Genomic DNA, 17,112 nt, shown 5'->3' on the forward strand with positions numbered 1-17,112 from the left:
GCCGTATCTCCTTATTTTTTTCCGGGTGCGGCGGTGCAGAGGCTAGCGCTGCAGGTGAAGCGCAACTCGGGGTGGCCGCCGAAATCATTGATATAGGTGATGACGAAGGCGTCGAACCCATGGTCGCGCAAACGCACTTTTTCGCTGGATTTGGGGGACAGCATCACCGGCTGAAAATCGCCGATCGCGCCACCGCCTTGTTTCTGCGTCTGACGGGCGATGCCGGTCAGCGTGATGTGGAACGGCGTCGGATTTTCGATGGTGAAACCGTCGGCGGTTTTGTGGAACACCAGCTGTTCTTGCCATATCTCACCCTGCGGCGCGACGATGGCCTTCGGGCGGAAGAACAGTTTGATCTGCGTTTGCAGCGCCAGCTGCATCACGTTGGCTTTGCTGCTTTTGGGCGGAATTTCGCGCAAATTGAAATAAAACACCGATTCGCGATCTTGCGGCAATAGCTCGGCTTCCGGCGTTTTGGTAATGCGCACGACGCTGCGTTCTCCGGCTTCCACCCGTTGCAACGGCGGCAATACCACCAGCGGCGAAACGATCTTTTGATGTTGCGCATTCTCGATCCAGGCCTGAGCAAGGAAAGGCAACTCTTTGTTCTCATTGGTTATGTTAAGGCTGATCGATTTGGCGTCGCTCACATAGATGGCGCGCGTGCGATCCAACGCGATCGCCGCGTCGGCCGTCGAAGCCAGCGTTATCAACGCCAGGCTGCCCGCGGTTACTGCTATCGAATGTTTGTTCATGTTATGCGTCTACTCTCAATGTGTTGCGGATTACGGTTTGGTGCACGGCAACAGCAGCCGGTCCAGCGGTTTGGCGGCGCCTGGGATGGCGATGCGGCACTGACGGCGGCCTTCCCAGGCGACGTCCAACCGCTCTTCCGGTTGGACGCCGGTCAGATACACCGAGCCGCCGTCGTTCACCACCGCGATCTCCCGTCCGGTTGCACTCAGCACCGTGGCGCCGAACGGCGGTTCGCTGCCGTCCGCCAGTTTGATGGTGGCTAACAGCTTGCTGCCTTTCACCACCTCGAAGTGGCGATAACCGATGGCGCCTTCCGTCAGCGTGCCTTGCACCACCGCGCGCGTGGCTTCAACGTCGTCCGCCAGCTTGTTGACGTCGATGCGCGTATCGGTGTTGTAGTAGCTGGTGATGTCCGAGATCACCGCCAATCCGAAGCGGTTGCTGTAAGCGCGGCCGTTGTTGATCGGCACGCCGGCGACGCCGTTGGTATCCAGCATCATGCGGCTGCCGCCGTTGCCGGCGTTCTGGTGCGCGGCGACGCCGTGCCGGGTAGCGGTCAGGCCGCCGCGGAAAGTTCCGCCAATCGAGGAGTAACTGCCCTGCTGATAAGACGCGTTGGCGTTGAGCGTGCCGAACGACGCGTTATGGGTGTAGTAACCGCTCGCCGTCGGTTTGCCGGACTGGGTGACGCCGCTGCCGACCTGCCAGGTATTGTTGATGTCGCTGTTGTCGGTGTAGGTCGCCGTTTGGGTCACGTCGCGGTTATTGACCTGCAGCGCGTAGCCCAGACGGTTGTGCTCGCCGATAGGCACGGTGAAATTGAGCATCGCGCTATCGTCGGTGCGGCCCCGATAGTGAGTGCGATAGGCCGCCAACGAGGCGGTGATGTTGCTGATCCCGCCGAAGTCGAACAGCTTGCTGGTCGACATGCCGTAGCGGTTTTGCGCGCCTGCGTCCCAGTAAGTCTGGTGTGAGTAGGTCAGATAAGCGGTGATCGCCTGAGCACTGTCCTCCGCCATAAAGGTTTTGCTGGCGGTGACGGTATACAACTCTTTTTGTCGGCCGCTGTAGCGATCGTCAATGTCGCCGTAGCGCGCCTGCAGGTACTGCGACATGGTCATAAATTTGCGCTGCGAAAAGCGGTAGCCGGCAAAGGTGATTTGGCCGTTGAGCTCGTCGAAACGTTTGGCGTAGTTGACCTTGAATGACATGCCTTTGGCGCTGGGTTCATCGGGCAGGCGCGCGATCGACTGCGTGGCGTCCACCGACAGGGCGCCGAACAGGTTCAGGTCGCGCCCCAGGCCGAGAGCCCAGGCGTTGTAATCGCCGCCGAGCAGTGCGCCGCCGTACAGCGACCAGGCGTTGCTCAAGCCCCAGGAGAAATCGCCGGCGGAGAACACCGGCCCTTGCGTGCGGTGATCGTAGGCAGACGGCTTGCCCAGCGCCACGTTATAGCGCACGTAGCCGGGGCGGGTCAGATAAGGAATGCTGGCGGTATCTACCTGAAAAGTGGAAACGCTGCCGTCTTGTTCTTCCACTTTCACATCCAGTTTGCCGCGTACCGAGCTGCTGAGATCCTGGATGGCGAACGGTCCGGCGGGCACCGTGGTTTGATACAGCGTGCGGCCTTCCTGAGAGACGGTGATCCGCGCGTTGCTTTTGGCGATGCCGCGTACTTCAGGCGCGTAACCCTGCAGGTTGGGCGGCAGCATGCGCTCGTCGCTGGCGAGGTTGAGGCCGGTAAAACGGTAGGCGTCGAACACCGGCGAATTCAGGTAGGTTTCGCCCAGCGTCAGCCTGGCGGCCTGCATCGGCAGCGCGCGGTATGCGTAGATCTGATTCCAGTCGAAATTGCTGTCGCGCCGGCCGTATTGTTGGTTGAAATCGGTCTGATAATCGGCGCGCAGGCGCCAGGCGCCCAGGTTGGCGCCCAACGTACCGTAGCTGCTGAGGCTTTCGGCGGTGCCGTTGTCGTGGTGCTGTTTACCGATTTGGCCGCTGAGATTGTAATCCAGCAGCACGCCGGGGATGCCATCGTCCCACTGTTCGGGCGGCGTCCAGTCGGGATCGGAGTATTTCATCCAGGCTTGCGGAATGGTGATCGCCAGCACGCCGCCGCTGATGCGATCGGAAACCGTTGCGCCTTTGATGCCGCGAATGTCGGCACACTGGTTGTCGCGCCACAGGGTGACTTTTTTGGCCGCTTCTTCTTTCAGCGCCATTTTTTCCACCAGGTCAGGCGGCAGGCACACCTGGCTGCCGCTCTTGTTATCCGGCGACGGGAAATACTGAATGCTGCGCTGGGGCAGCGTTTTCTGGTTGATTTTGATATCCAGCAGATAGGTGCCCGGCATGACGTAATCGGCGTCGGAAAAGCGGGATAAGTCCACTTTGCTGCGTTCGCCGATATCCAACACGTCGGTATTGAATTCCGTCGCGGAAAAGACCGGTTTTGCCCAGAGAACAGAGAGAATGACGATGATGGGCGTTTTTTTTATTGTCAGTAAAGACGTCATAGAATGATCACTCATGGCAAATCCGCGCCTAATAGCAGGTCATCCCGTAAGACCTGAATACGTAATGCTGTACAGCGTTCCTAACGAAAACCGGCTACAGATAAGACAGGGTGAATTTGGCCAATGAGCTGAAACCGCCCGCCCGTGCCCTGTCGGGGTGAATGCGCAGCTGGGCGCCAAAGCGCAGCGTGTTATCGCCGGCAACGATCAGATAATCCGCCGTCGTGCTGCCGAGCGGGATCGGGGTGCCGGCGTCGGTCAGCAACTCGATAGCCATGCCGCGCGCCTCGCCATGGACGGCGAGCCATTGCGGATCTTGGCTATCCGCGATGCCGCTGAAGGTGAGGTTGGCCGCGCGATAAATAAAATCGGGCTTTATCTGGCTGGCCAGTTCGCAGTTCACCAACCTGATGGCGAAGTGGCGGCGGCTGCCGATGAGGCTCGGCTGGGCATCTCGCCCGGCGTCGCTCATTGAAACCAGCCCGAAATCAACGGTTTGATCCAAACTGTCGCCGGCGATGTTGCACGGCGTTTCGACGATTTCGCCGCCCAGGCTGACTTTGCCGTGGCCCTGAGTTTTCGCCGTGGCGCTAGCGCTGCCGATGCTGAGCGCGATCAGCAATGCGCCTCGCCAATGGATGGTCATGCTGGCTTCTCCCTGTCGAGATCGGTTCCTTTGCCGGAGCCGGCGTCGTTAAGCATGGGGATGCCCGCGCCGGCATCCCCAACGAGGCTTACTGATAAGCCAGGGTAAAGTTCGCCACGCTGGTGAACTGGCCCGGCACGACGGCGCCGGAAGCGCTGTTGCCTTGCAGGTATGCGGCGAATTTCAGGGCGTTGTTGCCTTCGTTCAGGCCCTGGCCGTCCGTTGCGGTACCCAGCTCAACTTCCTTGGCGTGCAGCTGGTCGTAAATCACGATGCCCGCGCCGCTGGCGGAACCGCTCAGCGCCAGCAATTTGCTGTTGACGGCATCCGGCGTGCCGGTGAAGGTCACCTTGACGTTTTTCATGGTGTTGAGCGCGCAGTCTTTCAGCTCAATGCTGAAGGGTTCGGCGCTGGATTTGCCTTCTTTGGCCAGGATGCGGCTGCTGATCTGGCCCATCGGGACGGTTTGATCGACGGAGTCCGGCGTGATGCTGCAAGGCGCATCGATAATTTCACCGCTAAAGGTCACGGTGCCGCTGCCCTGGTTCGGGGGCGGCGCCGCATGTGCAACGGAGGCGGTAGAAAAAGCAATGGCGGTCGCCAGCATTAATTTATTCAGTTTCATTTCTCAGGTTCCTGTAGAGAGTATTTAAATAAAAAGAAAAGCACACCTAAATCCCCGCAGAACAGCAACGCCCTGTTAGCCGCACTGCGGTGGGAGCCAGATCCTTTTGCTTTGGGCAATACGCACACTTTTCGTTATTTGCTTTTAATAACGAAATGGTTATGTGATGTTTGGTCGGTTTTATTTGATTTTAAAACCCGAATATCGGTATGGCGTTTTGCTGGGAATATTCTTGCAAACAATAGCATTACTTGGAAATAGATTTTGTTGAAATAACTCAAATTCAGAATATAAAACCAAAAGGAAAAAGTTAAATATAAGATAAAAAACCAATAGATCGTATGTAAATATTATCCAGAATAAATGACTGCATAAATAAGGTTATGCGAGATATTAGATCGACTGTAATAGCGGTTGCCCTACAATGCGCAATATCGCTTTGCTAATATTACGCTTTGACGAACATTGAAGAATTTTCTTTATGAAACAAAATGAAAAACATAAGCATTTGTTTTGTATGATTTTTTGTGGTTAGTTGTCCCTATGGCGTTCCACCGCCTATTCCTGGGTTGTCGAAGGGGTGTTAACAAAAAAATAACAATGAGGCAGAGGGGAGATTATTCTTATCAGATGCTATTTTTTGGACGCGCTTATGTTATTTAACCCATTGTGATTAACCAGAAAAGGGCAGGTGATGCCGTAGGCATTACATAATAATGACCTAAGTGATAATCAAAGGATGAACGATGGAATGATTACTGCGATTAATGCATTTAGCAGATGTAAGGCGCATGCGTTGACAATATTGGTAATTATGTATTCGCGGTTCGTTATGGGATTGTTTAAACATCTTCATATCATGATAACCATGAAAAAAATTGCACAGAAAAATCCTAGTGAAAAATCCGAGGAACAATGCATGAAATTTTATCGGCAAAGGTTGGATTTATTAATAAATATTCATTCGCGCGGTGATAGACAGCGCCAGGTCTATTTTATCGGAACAACGTCGTTTGCGCGGACGCCGCCGTGATTTATGCCCCTGTGCATCACTGACGTGCAGTCATGAACGGGGGCTCAGCAGTAACCACTCAGGAGGAATGCTATGGCCAAGGTGCCGAAAACGTTTGAAAGTAGAAAATCGCTGATGCTGGATGTGTTGCGGGGATTGTGCCGGGATCTTGTGGAAGGGGCCGGGGGCCTGCATCCCCCGCCGGAGCAGTGGCCGAAGACGCGCGAGCTGGCGGATAAATGCGGCGAAAACATTTATACCACCCGCACCCTGCTGCTGGCGCTGGAAAAGGAGGGCAAGGTCCGCTGCACCCACCGCAGCATCAACAATTCTCTACGCTGGTACAGCTGCGACGAACAGGCGGCGATAAAAAAAGAGTGATTCGACCCTGGCGGTCGCTTTTGACTATTCCTACAGCTAATCATTAGTAAAACTTATCATTTGACGGGGCGTTTTGCTCCGTCAATCCTCCTCTCCGCTCGCTGCCATCCGCACAGGCATTGCTAATATGTTTTTTGCGGCCATATACTTATCGCTCAGACGGGAACAGGTGTAGGGAGCCGGCATCGTAATGAAGGAAAAGAAAGACATACTGAGATTGGATGATATTCATTATCAAATAGACAACCAAGTGATCCTGGACTCCGTCTCTTTTACGCTGGGTGAAGGCGAGTTCAAACTGATCACCGGGCCTTCCGGCTGCGGGAAAAGCACCCTGCTGAAAATCATCTCTTCCTTAATGGATCCGACCAGCGGAAATCTCTATTTCGACGGACGAGCGATCGCCGAGATGTCGCCGGAGGCGTATCGCAAACAGGTTTCTTACTGCTTCCAGACGCCGGCGCTGTTCGGCAATACGGTTTACGACAATCTGGCGCTGCCCTACCAGATCCGTCAACAGTCGCCGGATGAACGAAAAATGCAGGCCGATCTGGCGCGTTTCGGGCTGCCGGAGGCGATGCTGACCAAAAGCATCAATGAGCTGTCCGGCGGGGAGAAGCAGCGCGTGTCCCTGATCCGCAACCTGCAGTTTATGCCCCGGGTGCTGTTGCTCGATGAGATCACCAGCGCGCTGGACGAGGAAAATAAGCGCAACGTCAATGAGATAGTCCATCAGCTGGTGGCGGAGCACCGGCTGGCGGTGCTGTGGGTGACGCACGATACCGAAGAGATAGCGCATGCGGACGAGGTGATCACCCTGCGCGCGCACGGCGCCGAGCAACAGGAGCAACAGCATGAATCAGCATAACATCACCAACGAATCCTTAGGCTTGTCGATGATCCTGGTGGTGGTCGCCATTCTGATCAGCCACCGGGAAAAGCTGGCGCTGGAAAAGGACATTATCTGGAGCATCTGCCGCGCGGTGGTGCAGCTGATCATCGTCGGCTACGTGCTGAAGTACATTTTCGATCTGGATAACGCGGTGCTCACAGTGTTGATGGTGCTGTTCATCTGCTTTAACGCGGCCTACAACGCCAAGAAACGCAGCAAGTACGTCGAACACGCGTTCGTGACGTCGTTTATCGCCATCACCACCGGCGCGGTGCTGACGTTGGCGGTATTGGTATTGACCGGCTCCATCGAATTTACGCCGATGCAGGTGATCCCCATCTCCGGGATGATCGCCGGTAACGCCATGGTGGCGGTGGGATTGTGCTACACCAACCTCGGCCAGCGTTTCAAAAGCGAGCAGCAGAAGATTCAGGAGATGCTCAGCCTGGGGGCGACGCCCAAGTTCGCTTCGGCGGCGCTGATCCGCGACAGCATCCGCGCTTCGCTGATCCCGACCGTGGATTCGGCGAAAACCGTTGGGCTGGTCAGCCTGCCGGGCATGATGTCCGGGCTGATCTTCGCCGGCATCGACCCGGTGAAAGCGATCAAATACCAGATTATGGTGACCTTCATGCTGCTTTCCACCGCCAGCCTGTCGACCATCATTGCCTGCTATCTGGCCTACCGTAAGTTTTACAACGCGCGCCACCAGCTGGTGGTCGGCAACCTGAAGTAACGCCATGAAAAACGGCCTCCGCGGAGGCCGTTTTTTTTACCCTTGCAGCAGGGCGATGCTCTGGCGGATTTCCCGTTCGATATCCGCCTCGCTCCAGCTGTCCAGCTGCGAAGAGAAGGGCTCGAAGGCATAGACGCCGGTGTAGCCCAGGCGTTCCAGGTTTTGCACCTGGCGGCGGCTCTCCAGCCGATCGCCCTCGCTCAGCATGATGCGCTCTTCGTCGCTCAGCGCGCCTTTATCTCGCCCATCCTCCACGCCGGACAGATGCACCAGGCCGATCTGCGCCACCTGGATCTGCGCGTCGAAGTCGGCCTGCGCCACACCGCTTAAATAGTGGTGGAAAGTATCGAGCACGATGCGGTACGGCGCGCCCGAATCGCGGATGAGCGCCTGGGTCAGCAGTGACGATCGCAGCGAGCTGATGCCGAAGCCCAGCGGCTCGACGTACCCCTGCACGCCATAGCGGGCAAACAGCGGCGCCAGCAGCCGCAGCGCGGCGAGGGTGTCGTCGCGTTTTTGCTGCTCGCTGCGCGTGTCATCGGCGCTGCAGTGCGGGCATAGCACCAGCGCCCGGCTGCGGATGGCCTGCGCCTGCGCCAGCAACGCTTCGGCGCGCTGCTGCAGCGCCGCCGGGTTGTCCATCAGATTGAACATGCCGAGGGCGTTGATCGTGACGATCTCGATGCCGTATTGCGCAGCGAGCGCATTGAGCTGCGCGTCGCTCAGATCGTCGGTCACCTTGCCGCTGGGCATATCGTTGCGCAGCTCAACCTTACTGAGCCCGCAGCGTTTCACCAGGCGGAAAAAACTGTCCAGATCGAGATTCGGCGCAATCTTGCGGTTAATGCAGAAGCGGTCCAGTGCAATGGTCATGAGGCATTACTCCAGCGGTCAGGGTTGAGAGATCAGGATTTGCCGTTTTCCAGCGGCAGCGGCTTGCCGTCGGGCAGGGGGTGGCGGTGGCGGTGGCGTTTGGCCAGCACCACCTGCTCCATTTTTTCCAGCGAGACGCCTTTGGTTTCCGGGATATAGCGGCCGATGAACCAGTAGCTGAACAGGCAGCAGGCGGCGAAGATCCACATCGGGAAGGCGCCGTGGAAATGCGAGAACAGGTAAGGGTGGTCGTTGATCATCGGGAACGACTGCGACACCGCGAAGTTAGCGACCCACATGCAGCCGACGGCGATGCTCATCCCCTGCGCGCGCATGCGGTTCGGGAAGATTTCCGACACCAGCACCCAGGCGCCGACGCCCCAGGACAGCGCATAAAACACCATGAAGAACAGCATGCCGAACAGCGCGAAATAGCCGGTGGCCTGAGTGTAGAGCGCGTACGAGGTGAGCAGCAGGCCGGCGATGGCGCCCAGCGTGCCGTAACGCATAAGCGGAATGCGGCCCATGCGATCCATCAGCATGGCGCCGATGACCGAACCGACCAGCTGCAGCACGCCGATCCAGATGGTCTGAAACAGCGCTTCCTGCGCGTTTTCGGTGACGGTTTTCAGCACCACCGGCGCGTAGTACATCATCACGTTGACGCCGGTCACCTGCTGCAGCATGGCGATCATGCAGCCGACGAACAGGATGAAACGCACCCGCACATCGCCGTAGTTCAGCTTCCGATGCCGCTGCTGTTGATCCTGCTGCAGCGAGTCTTTGATTTCTTTCAGCAGATTCTGCGCGTGGGCGGCGTTGGAAACCTTGGTCAACATCGCCAGCGCCTGATCGTCGCGGCCCATCATCACGTTCCAGCGCGGCGACTCAGGAATGACGAACACCAGGATGCAGAACAGAATGCAGGGGATGACGCCCGAGGCGAACATCCAGCGCCAGCCCATTTCCACCAGCCAGGCTTCGCTGGCGAGGCTGGCGATTTTGAAGTTGACGTAGAAAATCACGATCTGGCCGAACACGATGGCGAACTGCTGCATACTGAGCGCGCGCCCGCGCATGTCCTTTGGCGACACTTCCGACATGTACATCGGCGACACGGTGGCGGCGATGCCGACCGCCAGCCCGCCGATGATGCGGTAGATGACGAACCAGGTGAAGGTCGGGGCCAAGGCTGCGCCGACGGCGGAAACGGTGAACAGCAGCGCCGCCAGCATCAGCGCCTTTTTACGGCCCCAGCGCGCCGCCAGCGGCCCGGCGGCGAAGGCGCCGACCACGCAGCCGATCACCACGTTGGAGACCGCCCAACCGGTTTCGGCCGGGCTGAGATTGAAATAGGTTTTCAGCGCTTCGATCGCGCCGGAGATCACGGCGGTATCGTAGCCGAACAGAATGCCGCCCAGGGCGGCGATGCCGCAAATTCGCAATATGTAGCCGGTATTGTGCTTACGCTGATATGACATGTGTTGCTCCGATTTTTATCCTGGCTTCCGTCCGCACGGTTGGGTTGTCGGGAAGAGGGCGGGCGGAAGGGTGTGAACCGTGCCTGTCATCAAGGCGATGTCGTCGATAAATGCTGGAACAAACAAGAACATTTATTTCATAATTAGTGAATAATGGAATATTGATTTTTAGATCCAGTTCAAAAAAAACCGTCACGCGCGATCCGGGTGCCTTGGGCGTTCTGGGACGGGCGGTAACGGCGACAGGGCAGGCGCGGTGCAGGTTTTCTGTAGCAAAGTCAGTGTGTATTGCCCCTGGTTTCTCCTGCGCCGTTGCGCTTTCCCTGGCGCAGTAATGAAAGCGCCAACCCGATCGACACCGCAAAATTGCGACCTCGCGCACTAAAAACAAATTTTTCAAAACAATTTATTTGAAACTTTTTTTTCAATGAAATAGAGTTTGCTGCATCCGGTCAGGATGTAGCCGGCTTGCCGACGGGGTTTGGCGAGCGGGACGATTAACGCCGCGCCGCCGGCGAGTGGCCAGGCGACAGCGGACTTGAAAAGAGGGCGTGACATGAAAACCGTGGGTAACTTTATTGACGGGCAGGTGTGCCTGAGCAGCAGCAATCAAACCGTCGACGTGCACAACCCGGCCAGCGGGCAGGTTGAGCGGCGCGTCACGCAGAGCACCGCCGCCGAAGTCAAGCAGGCCATCGACGTGGCCCATCGGGCGTTTGCCGATTGGTCGCGCACCACGCCGCTGCGCCGCGCGCGCATCATGTTCAATTTCAAGGCGCTGCTGGAACAGCACCGCGACGAGCTGGCCGAGCTTATCGTCAGCGAGCACGGCAAGGTGTACTCGGATGCGCTGGGCGAACTGACGCGCGGCATGGAAGTGGTCGAATTCGCCTGCGGCATCCCGCATCTGATCAAGGGCGAGTATTCGCCGGACGTCGGCAGCGGCGTCGACAGTTTCTCGCTGATGCAGCCGCTGGGCGTGGTGGCGGGCATTACCCCGTTCAACTTCCCGGCGATGGTGCCGATGTGGATGTTCCCTATCGCGCTGGCCTGCGGCAACACCTTCATCCTCAAGCCGCCGGCGCTGGTGCCCTCCGCCTCGGTGCGCCTGGCGGAACTGCTGAAAGAAGCCGGCCTGCCGGACGGCGTGTTCAACGTGGTGCACTGCGCCAATGAAGACGCGGCGCAGCTGTGCACCGATCCGCGCATTCAGGCGGTGAGCTTCGTCGGCTCCTCCACCGTGGCGGAACATATCTACACCACCGCCAGCGCGCACGGCAAGCGGGTGCAGGCCTTCGGCGCGGCGAAGAACCAGGCGATCGTCATGCCGGACGCCGATCTGGACGCCACGGTCAACGCGCTGATGGGCGGCGCGTTCGGCTCCGCCGGCGAGCGCTGCATGGCGCTGCCGATCGCCGTGGTGGTCGGTGACGACACCGCCGATAAACTGATCGCCAAACTGAAGCCGCTGATCGCGCAGCTGCGCGTCGGGCCGGGCTTGCAGCAGGGCGGCGAAGAGAATGAAATGGGGCCGCTGGTGTCGTCCGCCCACCAGAAAAAGGTGCTGGGCTACATCGATCTGGGCGTGGAAGAAGGCGCCACCCTGGTGGCCGACGGCCGCAATTATCAGGTGCCGGGCTATCCTGAAGGCTACTACGTCGGCGGCACGCTGTTCGACCATGTGAAGCCGAACATGCGCATCTACCGCGAAGAGATCTTCGGGCCGGTGCTGGGCATCGTGCGGGTGCCGGATTACCGCACCGCCATCGACACGGTGAACGGCCACGAGTTTGGCAACGGCAGCGCCATCTTTACCGGCAGCGGCCACTACGCGCGCCAGTTCGTGCAGGAAGTGCAGGCCGGGATGGTCGGCGTCAACGTGCCGGTGCCGGTGCCGATGGCGTTCCACAGCTTCGGCGGCTGGAAGCGCTCGGTGTTCGGCGCGCTTAACGTACACGGCACCGACGGCGTGCGCTTCTACACGCGCATGAAGACCGCCACCGCGCGCTGGCCGGCCGGGCAGCAGACGGTGTCCGAATTCAGCATGCCGACGCTGGGTTAAGCGATCGCAAAGTATGAGCGGGCCGTTGCTCCTTCGGGGCAACGGCCTTTGCACGGGGAGTTAACAGGAGAATCGAGATGTCTTCACTGCTTGCCAAATGTCAGACGCCGAACGCCGAGGGGCGTATTCAGCACGTGACGCCGGAAAATGCCGGGTGGCGCTATGTCGGTTTCGACGTTTATCGCCTGGCCGCCGGGCAGTCGCTGCAGCTGGAGTGCGGTGACAAGGAGCTGTGCCTGGTGCTGGTGGCCGGTATCGCCTCCGTCGCCACGCTGCGCGCCGAATACCCGCATATCGGCAAACGCATGAGCCCGTTCGAGCGCACGCCGCCTTACGCGGTGTATGTGCCGCACCACGATCGCATCGACGTGCGGGCAGAAACCGATCTGGAGCTGGCGGTGTGCAGCGCGCCCGGCAGCGGCCACCTGCCTTCACGGCTGATTACGCCGGCGGATATCGGCGTGGAGCGGCGCGGCAAGGGGCGCAACCAGCGGTTGGTGCACAACATTCTGCCGGACAGCGAGCCGGCCGACAGCCTGCTGGTGGTGGAGGTTTACACCGACGAGGGCAACACCAGTTCCTACCCGAGCCACAAGCACGATCGGGAAGACTCGCCGGACGAAACCTATCTGGAAGAGACGTATTATCACCGTATTCAGCCGGAGCAGGGGTTCTGCATGCAGCGCGTCTATACCGACGATCGCACGCTCGACGAATGCATGCCGGTCTACAATCGCGACGTGGTGAAAGTGCCGCGCGGTTATCACCCGGTGGCGACCCTGGCGGGCTACGACAACTATTATCTCAACGTGATGGCCGGGCCGGTGCGGCAATGGAAATTCACCTGGGAAAAAGATCACGTCTGGATTAACGGCGACGGCTATCCCGCCGCGCAATAAGCGCCTGAGGCCCGGCTTGCCGGGCTTATTCTTTATCAGGGTATAAATTTGACCTAAATTTGCCCTCCATCTTGCTCAAATGATAATCTGTCCGCACGCGATCGCTCCCTGGCTGAGTGAATCTAACGAACCGCTGTTATGCAACGAAATTGCCGGTACACAGGAGGAAGAACCATGACGACTACCATGTCCCAAAAAGCGGCGCGCGAAGGATTAGGTTCGCCCGATCTGTTTGAAGGCGGGGTTTACGTCACAAAAAATGGTGTTGCCGAGCTGTTTGTACAAACGGCGGCTGAGAGAGAGGCCGAAATTCGGGAACGCAATCTGGAACGCCAGTCCAACGCGTTGTTGAAACTGACTATGATGGCGAAGCAAGAGATTAAAAATCAGCGTGGTCTGTCGCCCGAAGAAACCTTGCAGCGGCTGCGTGACGCGCGGAAATAGGCCCGAGGTGCAGGATGCCCCAGGAAATACGTTTTACCGTCGCGCCGGCGGCGGAATGGAGCCTGAAAGACATCGAGTCTTATAAGAGCGGAACGATAGGAGCAGTCGCGGCCGGGGTGTTCGTGGACAATCTGTTGTTATCGTCCCTCGCGGCAATTGCCGACGATCCTGCCCGCTTCCGCTTCAACGCCGTGCTGGCAGGCATGGGAGTGCGGTTGCACGAACGATTGGATCCCGACAGCGAATACTACGTCATCTATGACTACGACGGCCAGACGGTGGAGATTCTGCTTTTCATCAGCATGAAGCAGGATCTGGAAAGCGCGCTCTACCGCTATTTGTTGCTGCAATAACCCCGCCGCGCCCGAGCCTGTCGGGCGCGTTCACCCCAGCCTTACTCGTCCCGGGCGTTATTCAGCGCCAGCGAAACCGCCAGCGTCTGCGCCAGGCACATCGAGGCCACCTGCGAACGGAACCCGTCCACCTGCGCTTCGCGCACCACGAAACAGACGTCGCTGAAGGCGGCCAATGGGCTGACCTGGCTGTCGGTGATGGCGATCTGCTGCGCGCCGCGCTTGGCGCCCAATTCCACCAGTTCCACCGCCTCGCGGGCGTACGGCGAATAGCTGATGGCGATCACCACGTCCTTCGGTTTCACCATGCTCAGCTGTTCGGTGAACATGCCGCCCAGGCCGTCGATAAGAAACGCGCGGCGCTCCAGATGGCGCAGCGCATAGGTGAGATAGGAGGCGACGCTGAACGAACGGCGCAGGCCGATCACGTAGATGTTTTCGGCGTTGTTGAGCAGTTCGACGGCGCGATCCAGCTGCTCGGGGGCGATCTGCATCGCCAGCTGCTGCAGCGCCTGCGCGTTGACCATGGTGAATACGTTGAGAATTTCCGCCGGTTTCTCCGGCGCGACGTTGTCGTCGGTGGAGGTTTGGCGGAACAGGCGCGCGCGCTCGGTATAGTTCACCGTCTCTTCCATCAGATGCTGACGGAACACCTGCTTCATTTCGTTGAAGCCGCTGAAGCCGAAGGCGTTGGCGAAACGGATCAGGGTGGAAGGCGGCACGCTGGCCTGTGCGGCGATGGAGGCAACGGTATCGAAAGCGATGCTGTTACTGTTATCCAAAATATAGCGCGCCACCTGCTTCAAACGCTTGCTCAGCGTTTCATAACGGTGGCGGATCTCGTCCTGTAACAGCGAAAGTTGAGTTGGGTTGTTCATCCATTCGGCTCGCAGTGGGGTGAAGGCGCATTGGCCTGACGCCTGAAATATTGACAGGGTATTTTAACAGACGGAGCGGAAATTTCATTTCCTCAAAAAGCGATTTATTCGATCGCACATTGCGCGACTTCACAGAAAATAGGCAAAAAAATCCCCTTAAAGCGGCGAAATGGCCTTAAGGGGACGTGAACCTGCTCTCGCTGTCAGTGCGCGCCGCCCGCCTGCGGGCGGTACTGGCGCCAGAAACCGATCAGCGTCAGATATTTTTGTTTCACCTGCTCGATCAGGGCGGCGTCGTCGATTTCCCCCTGCAGCCAGCGGCGCGAAGGTTGGCCGAAGATAGTGCGGCCGACGGCGAAACCCTTCACCCAGCGCGCATCCGCGGCGGCGGCAAAGCCCGCCTTCAGCACCGCTTCCGGGGAGTCGAGCCCCAGGATCAGCACGCCGCGGCAGTAGGGATCGTAGGTATCGATTAGCGCACCGACCCGCCGCCAGTTTTCCGCGCTCAGCGGCGGCAGTTTCCACCAGTCCGGCTGAATGCCCGACTGGTAGAAGTGCTCAATCATCTCCAGGTAATAACGTTCGTCTTTGTCGGGGTTGTTGTCCGGCAGGATCACTTCCAGCAGCAGCTCGTGGCCGGACTTACAGCAGCCGCGGTAGACGTCGGCGATCAGCTCATCCTGCTCGCGACGCAGTTCCGCCGCGTCGTGCGGGTGATAAAACACCAGGCACTTCACCACGTGCTCCTGCGGCCAGTCGATCAATTGCGAGCCGATATTGCCGTGCTCCAGGCGCAGCGGGCGCGAACTGGGCAGCTCTACCGGCCGGCCGATCCACCATCCCTGGCCGGTGATCTCGTTCAGCGCCGCCTGCCCGTAGGTGGTGTCGGCCAGAATGCCGCTGTTGCCGTTCAGGCCGGCCTGCGCGGCGGCCTGTTGCGCCGCGGTCAGCAGCAGGGTTTTCAGGCGCGGAATGCGCTCCTCGCCGACGCCGGCTTCGCGTGCCATGTCCGCCAGCTGCTTGCGGTGATCGAAGGCGAAGACGCACAGTTCCGGCCACTGTTGCTTGCGGGTGGTGACCCGGTGCAGGTGGTTCAGGCGCGCATCGCGGTCCGGGCGCGTGACCTGCCGTTCACGCAGCAGGTAGTCGTCCAGCTCCCGTTTGGTCGGCATCGCCGGCGCGCAGCCGTGGCGCGAGACCACCAACGCGCCGCAGGCGTTGGCGTAGCGGCAGGCCTGATCCCAGCCCTCATCGTTCAGGTAGCCACGCAGCAGGCCGGACATAAAGGCGTCGCCGGCCCCCAGCACGTTCAGCACCTCAACCCGCACGCCGGCGTGCAGTTTCACCTGTTCCCAGCCATCGGCGATTTCGCCCTCGAACACCGAGCAACCCTGCGCGCCGCGCTTGCACACCAGCGTGGCCGCCGTGGCCCGGCGCACGTTTTTCAGCGCCGTCAGCGTGTCGGTGCTGCCGCCGGCGATATGAAACTCTTCTTCGGTGCCGACGATCAGATCGAAATGGTGCAGCACCTCCTGCAGCTCGCGCGTGACCTGGTCCGATTCCACAAAGCGGGTTTCGCCGTCGCCCAGCGACGTCAGCCCCCACAGCACCGGGCGGTAATCGATGTCCAGCGCGGTGCGCAGGCCGTGGCGGCGCGCGTATTCCAGCGCCTTCAGCACCGCGGCGCGGGTGTTCGGGTGCGACAGGTGCGTGCCGGTGATGGCCAGCGCGCGCGAGGAAGCGATGTAGGCCTCATCGATGTCGTCCGGCGTCAGCGCCATGTCCGCGCAGTTTTCGCGGTAGAAGATCAGCGGGAAGGTTTCCTGATCCTTGATGCCGAGGATCACCAGGCCGGTTAATCGCTGTTTGTCGGTGATCAGGCAGCGGGTATCGGCCCCGACGCGCTGCAGCTCTTCGCGCAGAAAGCGGCCCATGTGTTCGTCGCCGACGCGCGCCAGCATGCCGGATTTTAACCCCTGAATGGCGGTGCCGTAGGCCACGTTGCCGGAAGAACCGCCGAGGTACTTGGCGAATGTGCCGGCGTCTTCCAGCCGCGCGCCGATCTGCTGAGCATAGAAATCGACGGCGATGCGCCCGAGACAAATGACATCAAGCTGTTTTTCTTGTGTAGCCATACCCGTTTCCTTCTGTTTAAGCAAAACTCCAGCGGCGGCCCGAGCGTGGCGCCCTGCAGGAAGCATGTGGACAGTATGGGGAATGAAAATTTCAATTTCAATATAGAATGAAATTTACACCCCAAAAATGTGATGCGTTTAAAACATCGACAGAGGCGTGGGAAAAGGCGGTGAAATGGCTACGGGAGGGGGGCCGGGGCGCGCATAAAAGAGGGGAAATGACAGGGTAAAAGGCGGTCAGCCCATGAGCCAACGGCTTTTATTGGCCGGTGCGTGGCGCGAAGCCAGTGAAGGCTGACCCACGAGATGAAACGGGCTTTTCATGCATTATGCGATCTTTATCGCAAAATGAAATGTTTCTTCTGTAATGTGATTTTATGAAAAATATATTTGTTTATAATCGCTTCACGTTTCAGGTTGTCG

General features: G+C 58.9%; 15 protein-coding genes. 7 read left to right on the forward strand and 8 right to left on the reverse strand.

All coding sequences use genetic code 11. The features are described 5' to 3' along the window. Positions 1-11 precede the first annotated feature (11 nt). The 4 genes from ACSBQQ_RS21185 to ACSBQQ_RS21200 all read right to left on the reverse strand — a co-directional run bounded on the left by ACSBQQ_RS21185 (position 12) and on the right by ACSBQQ_RS21200 (position 4,543). On the reverse strand, positions 12-755 hold the full coding sequence (locus tag ACSBQQ_RS21185; protein WP_060429262.1) for a fimbrial biogenesis chaperone: 744 nt from the start codon (positions 753-755) through the stop codon (positions 12-14). Positions 756-785: 30 nt separating this feature from the next. Then, positions 786-3,287 carry a fimbria/pilus outer membrane usher protein gene (locus tag ACSBQQ_RS21190; protein ID WP_060423578.1) on the reverse strand — a complete coding sequence of 834 codons (2,502 nt, stop codon included), beginning with the start codon at positions 3,285-3,287 and terminating at the stop codon, positions 786-788. A gap of 79 nt (positions 3,288-3,366) precedes the next feature. Next, positions 3,367-3,918 (reverse strand): fimbrial protein, encoded by a 552-nt coding sequence (locus tag ACSBQQ_RS21195; RefSeq protein WP_033649363.1) that lies wholly within the window; start codon positions 3,916-3,918, stop codon positions 3,367-3,369. 88 nt (positions 3,919-4,006) lie between these two features. Next, on the reverse strand, positions 4,007-4,543 hold the full coding sequence (locus ACSBQQ_RS21200; RefSeq protein ID WP_060429261.1) for a fimbrial protein: 537 nt from the start codon (positions 4,541-4,543) through the stop codon (positions 4,007-4,009). 1,105 nt (positions 4,544-5,648) lie between these two features. Here ACSBQQ_RS21200 and ACSBQQ_RS21205 point away from each other — a divergent pair. The 3 genes from ACSBQQ_RS21205 to fetB all read left to right on the forward strand — a co-directional run bounded on the left by ACSBQQ_RS21205 (position 5,649) and on the right by fetB (position 7,564). After that, positions 5,649-5,936, forward strand: coding sequence for a FaeA/PapI family transcriptional regulator (locus ACSBQQ_RS21205; protein WP_033649362.1), 288 nt, complete (start codon positions 5,649-5,651; stop codon positions 5,934-5,936). Positions 5,937-6,126: 190 nt separating this feature from the next. Beyond that, positions 6,127-6,804 carry an iron efflux ABC transporter ATP-binding subunit FetA gene (fetA, locus tag ACSBQQ_RS21210; RefSeq protein WP_033636353.1) on the forward strand — a complete coding sequence of 226 codons (678 nt, stop codon included), beginning with the start codon at positions 6,127-6,129 and terminating at the stop codon, positions 6,802-6,804. Continuing rightward, entirely contained in the window at positions 6,791-7,564 is a 774-nt protein-coding gene (fetB, locus tag ACSBQQ_RS21215) for an iron efflux ABC transporter permease subunit FetB (RefSeq protein WP_033636352.1), read from the forward strand. Before fetA ends, fetB begins: the two co-directional genes overlap by 14 nt. Positions 7,565-7,600: 36 nt before the next feature. On the opposite strand, the gene ACSBQQ_RS21220 is transcribed toward fetB, so the two are convergent. Together ACSBQQ_RS21220 and ACSBQQ_RS21225 are read right to left on the reverse strand one after the other, a co-directional pair. Continuing rightward, on the reverse strand, positions 7,601-8,437 hold the full coding sequence (locus ACSBQQ_RS21220) for a TIM barrel protein (protein WP_039569082.1): 837 nt from the start codon (positions 8,435-8,437) through the stop codon (positions 7,601-7,603). 32 nt (positions 8,438-8,469) lie between these two features. Further along, positions 8,470-9,918, reverse strand: a complete 1,449-nt coding sequence (locus tag ACSBQQ_RS21225; RefSeq protein ID WP_060429260.1) for a sugar porter family MFS transporter — start codon at positions 9,916-9,918, stop codon at positions 8,470-8,472. A gap of 556 nt (positions 9,919-10,474) precedes the next feature. On the opposite strand from ACSBQQ_RS21225, the gene ACSBQQ_RS21230 reads away from it, so the two are divergent. The 4 genes from ACSBQQ_RS21230 (at position 10,475) to ACSBQQ_RS21245 (ending at position 13,676) form a co-directional block, all read left to right on the forward strand. Next, positions 10,475-11,980 carry a CoA-acylating methylmalonate-semialdehyde dehydrogenase gene (locus ACSBQQ_RS21230; RefSeq protein ID WP_015379335.1) on the forward strand — a complete coding sequence of 502 codons (1,506 nt, stop codon included), beginning with the start codon at positions 10,475-10,477 and terminating at the stop codon, positions 11,978-11,980. 77 nt (positions 11,981-12,057) lie between these two features. Beyond that, positions 12,058-12,879: a 5-deoxy-glucuronate isomerase gene (gene iolB, locus ACSBQQ_RS21235; protein WP_060427180.1), complete on the forward strand. Its 822-nt coding sequence runs from the start codon at positions 12,058-12,060 to the stop codon at positions 12,877-12,879. Between the two features lie 174 nt (positions 12,880-13,053). Then, positions 13,054-13,323: a hypothetical protein gene (locus ACSBQQ_RS21240; RefSeq protein ID WP_004930864.1), complete on the forward strand. Its 270-nt coding sequence runs from the start codon at positions 13,054-13,056 to the stop codon at positions 13,321-13,323. Between the two features lie 14 nt (positions 13,324-13,337). After that, positions 13,338-13,676: a type II toxin-antitoxin system RelE/ParE family toxin gene (locus ACSBQQ_RS21245; RefSeq protein ID WP_060427179.1), complete on the forward strand. Its 339-nt coding sequence runs from the start codon at positions 13,338-13,340 to the stop codon at positions 13,674-13,676. A gap of 41 nt (positions 13,677-13,717) precedes the next feature. Here the strand turns inward: ACSBQQ_RS21245 and ACSBQQ_RS21250 are convergent, their stop codons facing one another. Both ACSBQQ_RS21250 and ACSBQQ_RS21255 read right to left on the reverse strand, forming a co-directional pair. After that, complete coding sequence (locus ACSBQQ_RS21250) at positions 13,718-14,554, reverse strand: MurR/RpiR family transcriptional regulator (protein WP_004930856.1); 837 nt, start codon at positions 14,552-14,554, stop codon at positions 13,718-13,720. A 203-nt stretch (positions 14,555-14,757) separates the two neighbouring features. Further along, a complete protein-coding gene (locus ACSBQQ_RS21255; protein WP_060429259.1) occupies positions 14,758-16,689 on the reverse strand; it encodes a bifunctional 5-dehydro-2-deoxygluconokinase/5-dehydro-2-deoxyphosphogluconate aldolase in 1,932 nt (643 codons plus the stop codon). Positions 16,690-17,112: the final 423 nt, after the last annotated feature.

This window comes from Serratia sp. G204Y, from assembly GCF_051172435.1.
Classification (GTDB): domain Bacteria; phylum Pseudomonadota; class Gammaproteobacteria; order Enterobacterales; family Enterobacteriaceae; genus Serratia; species Serratia sarumanii.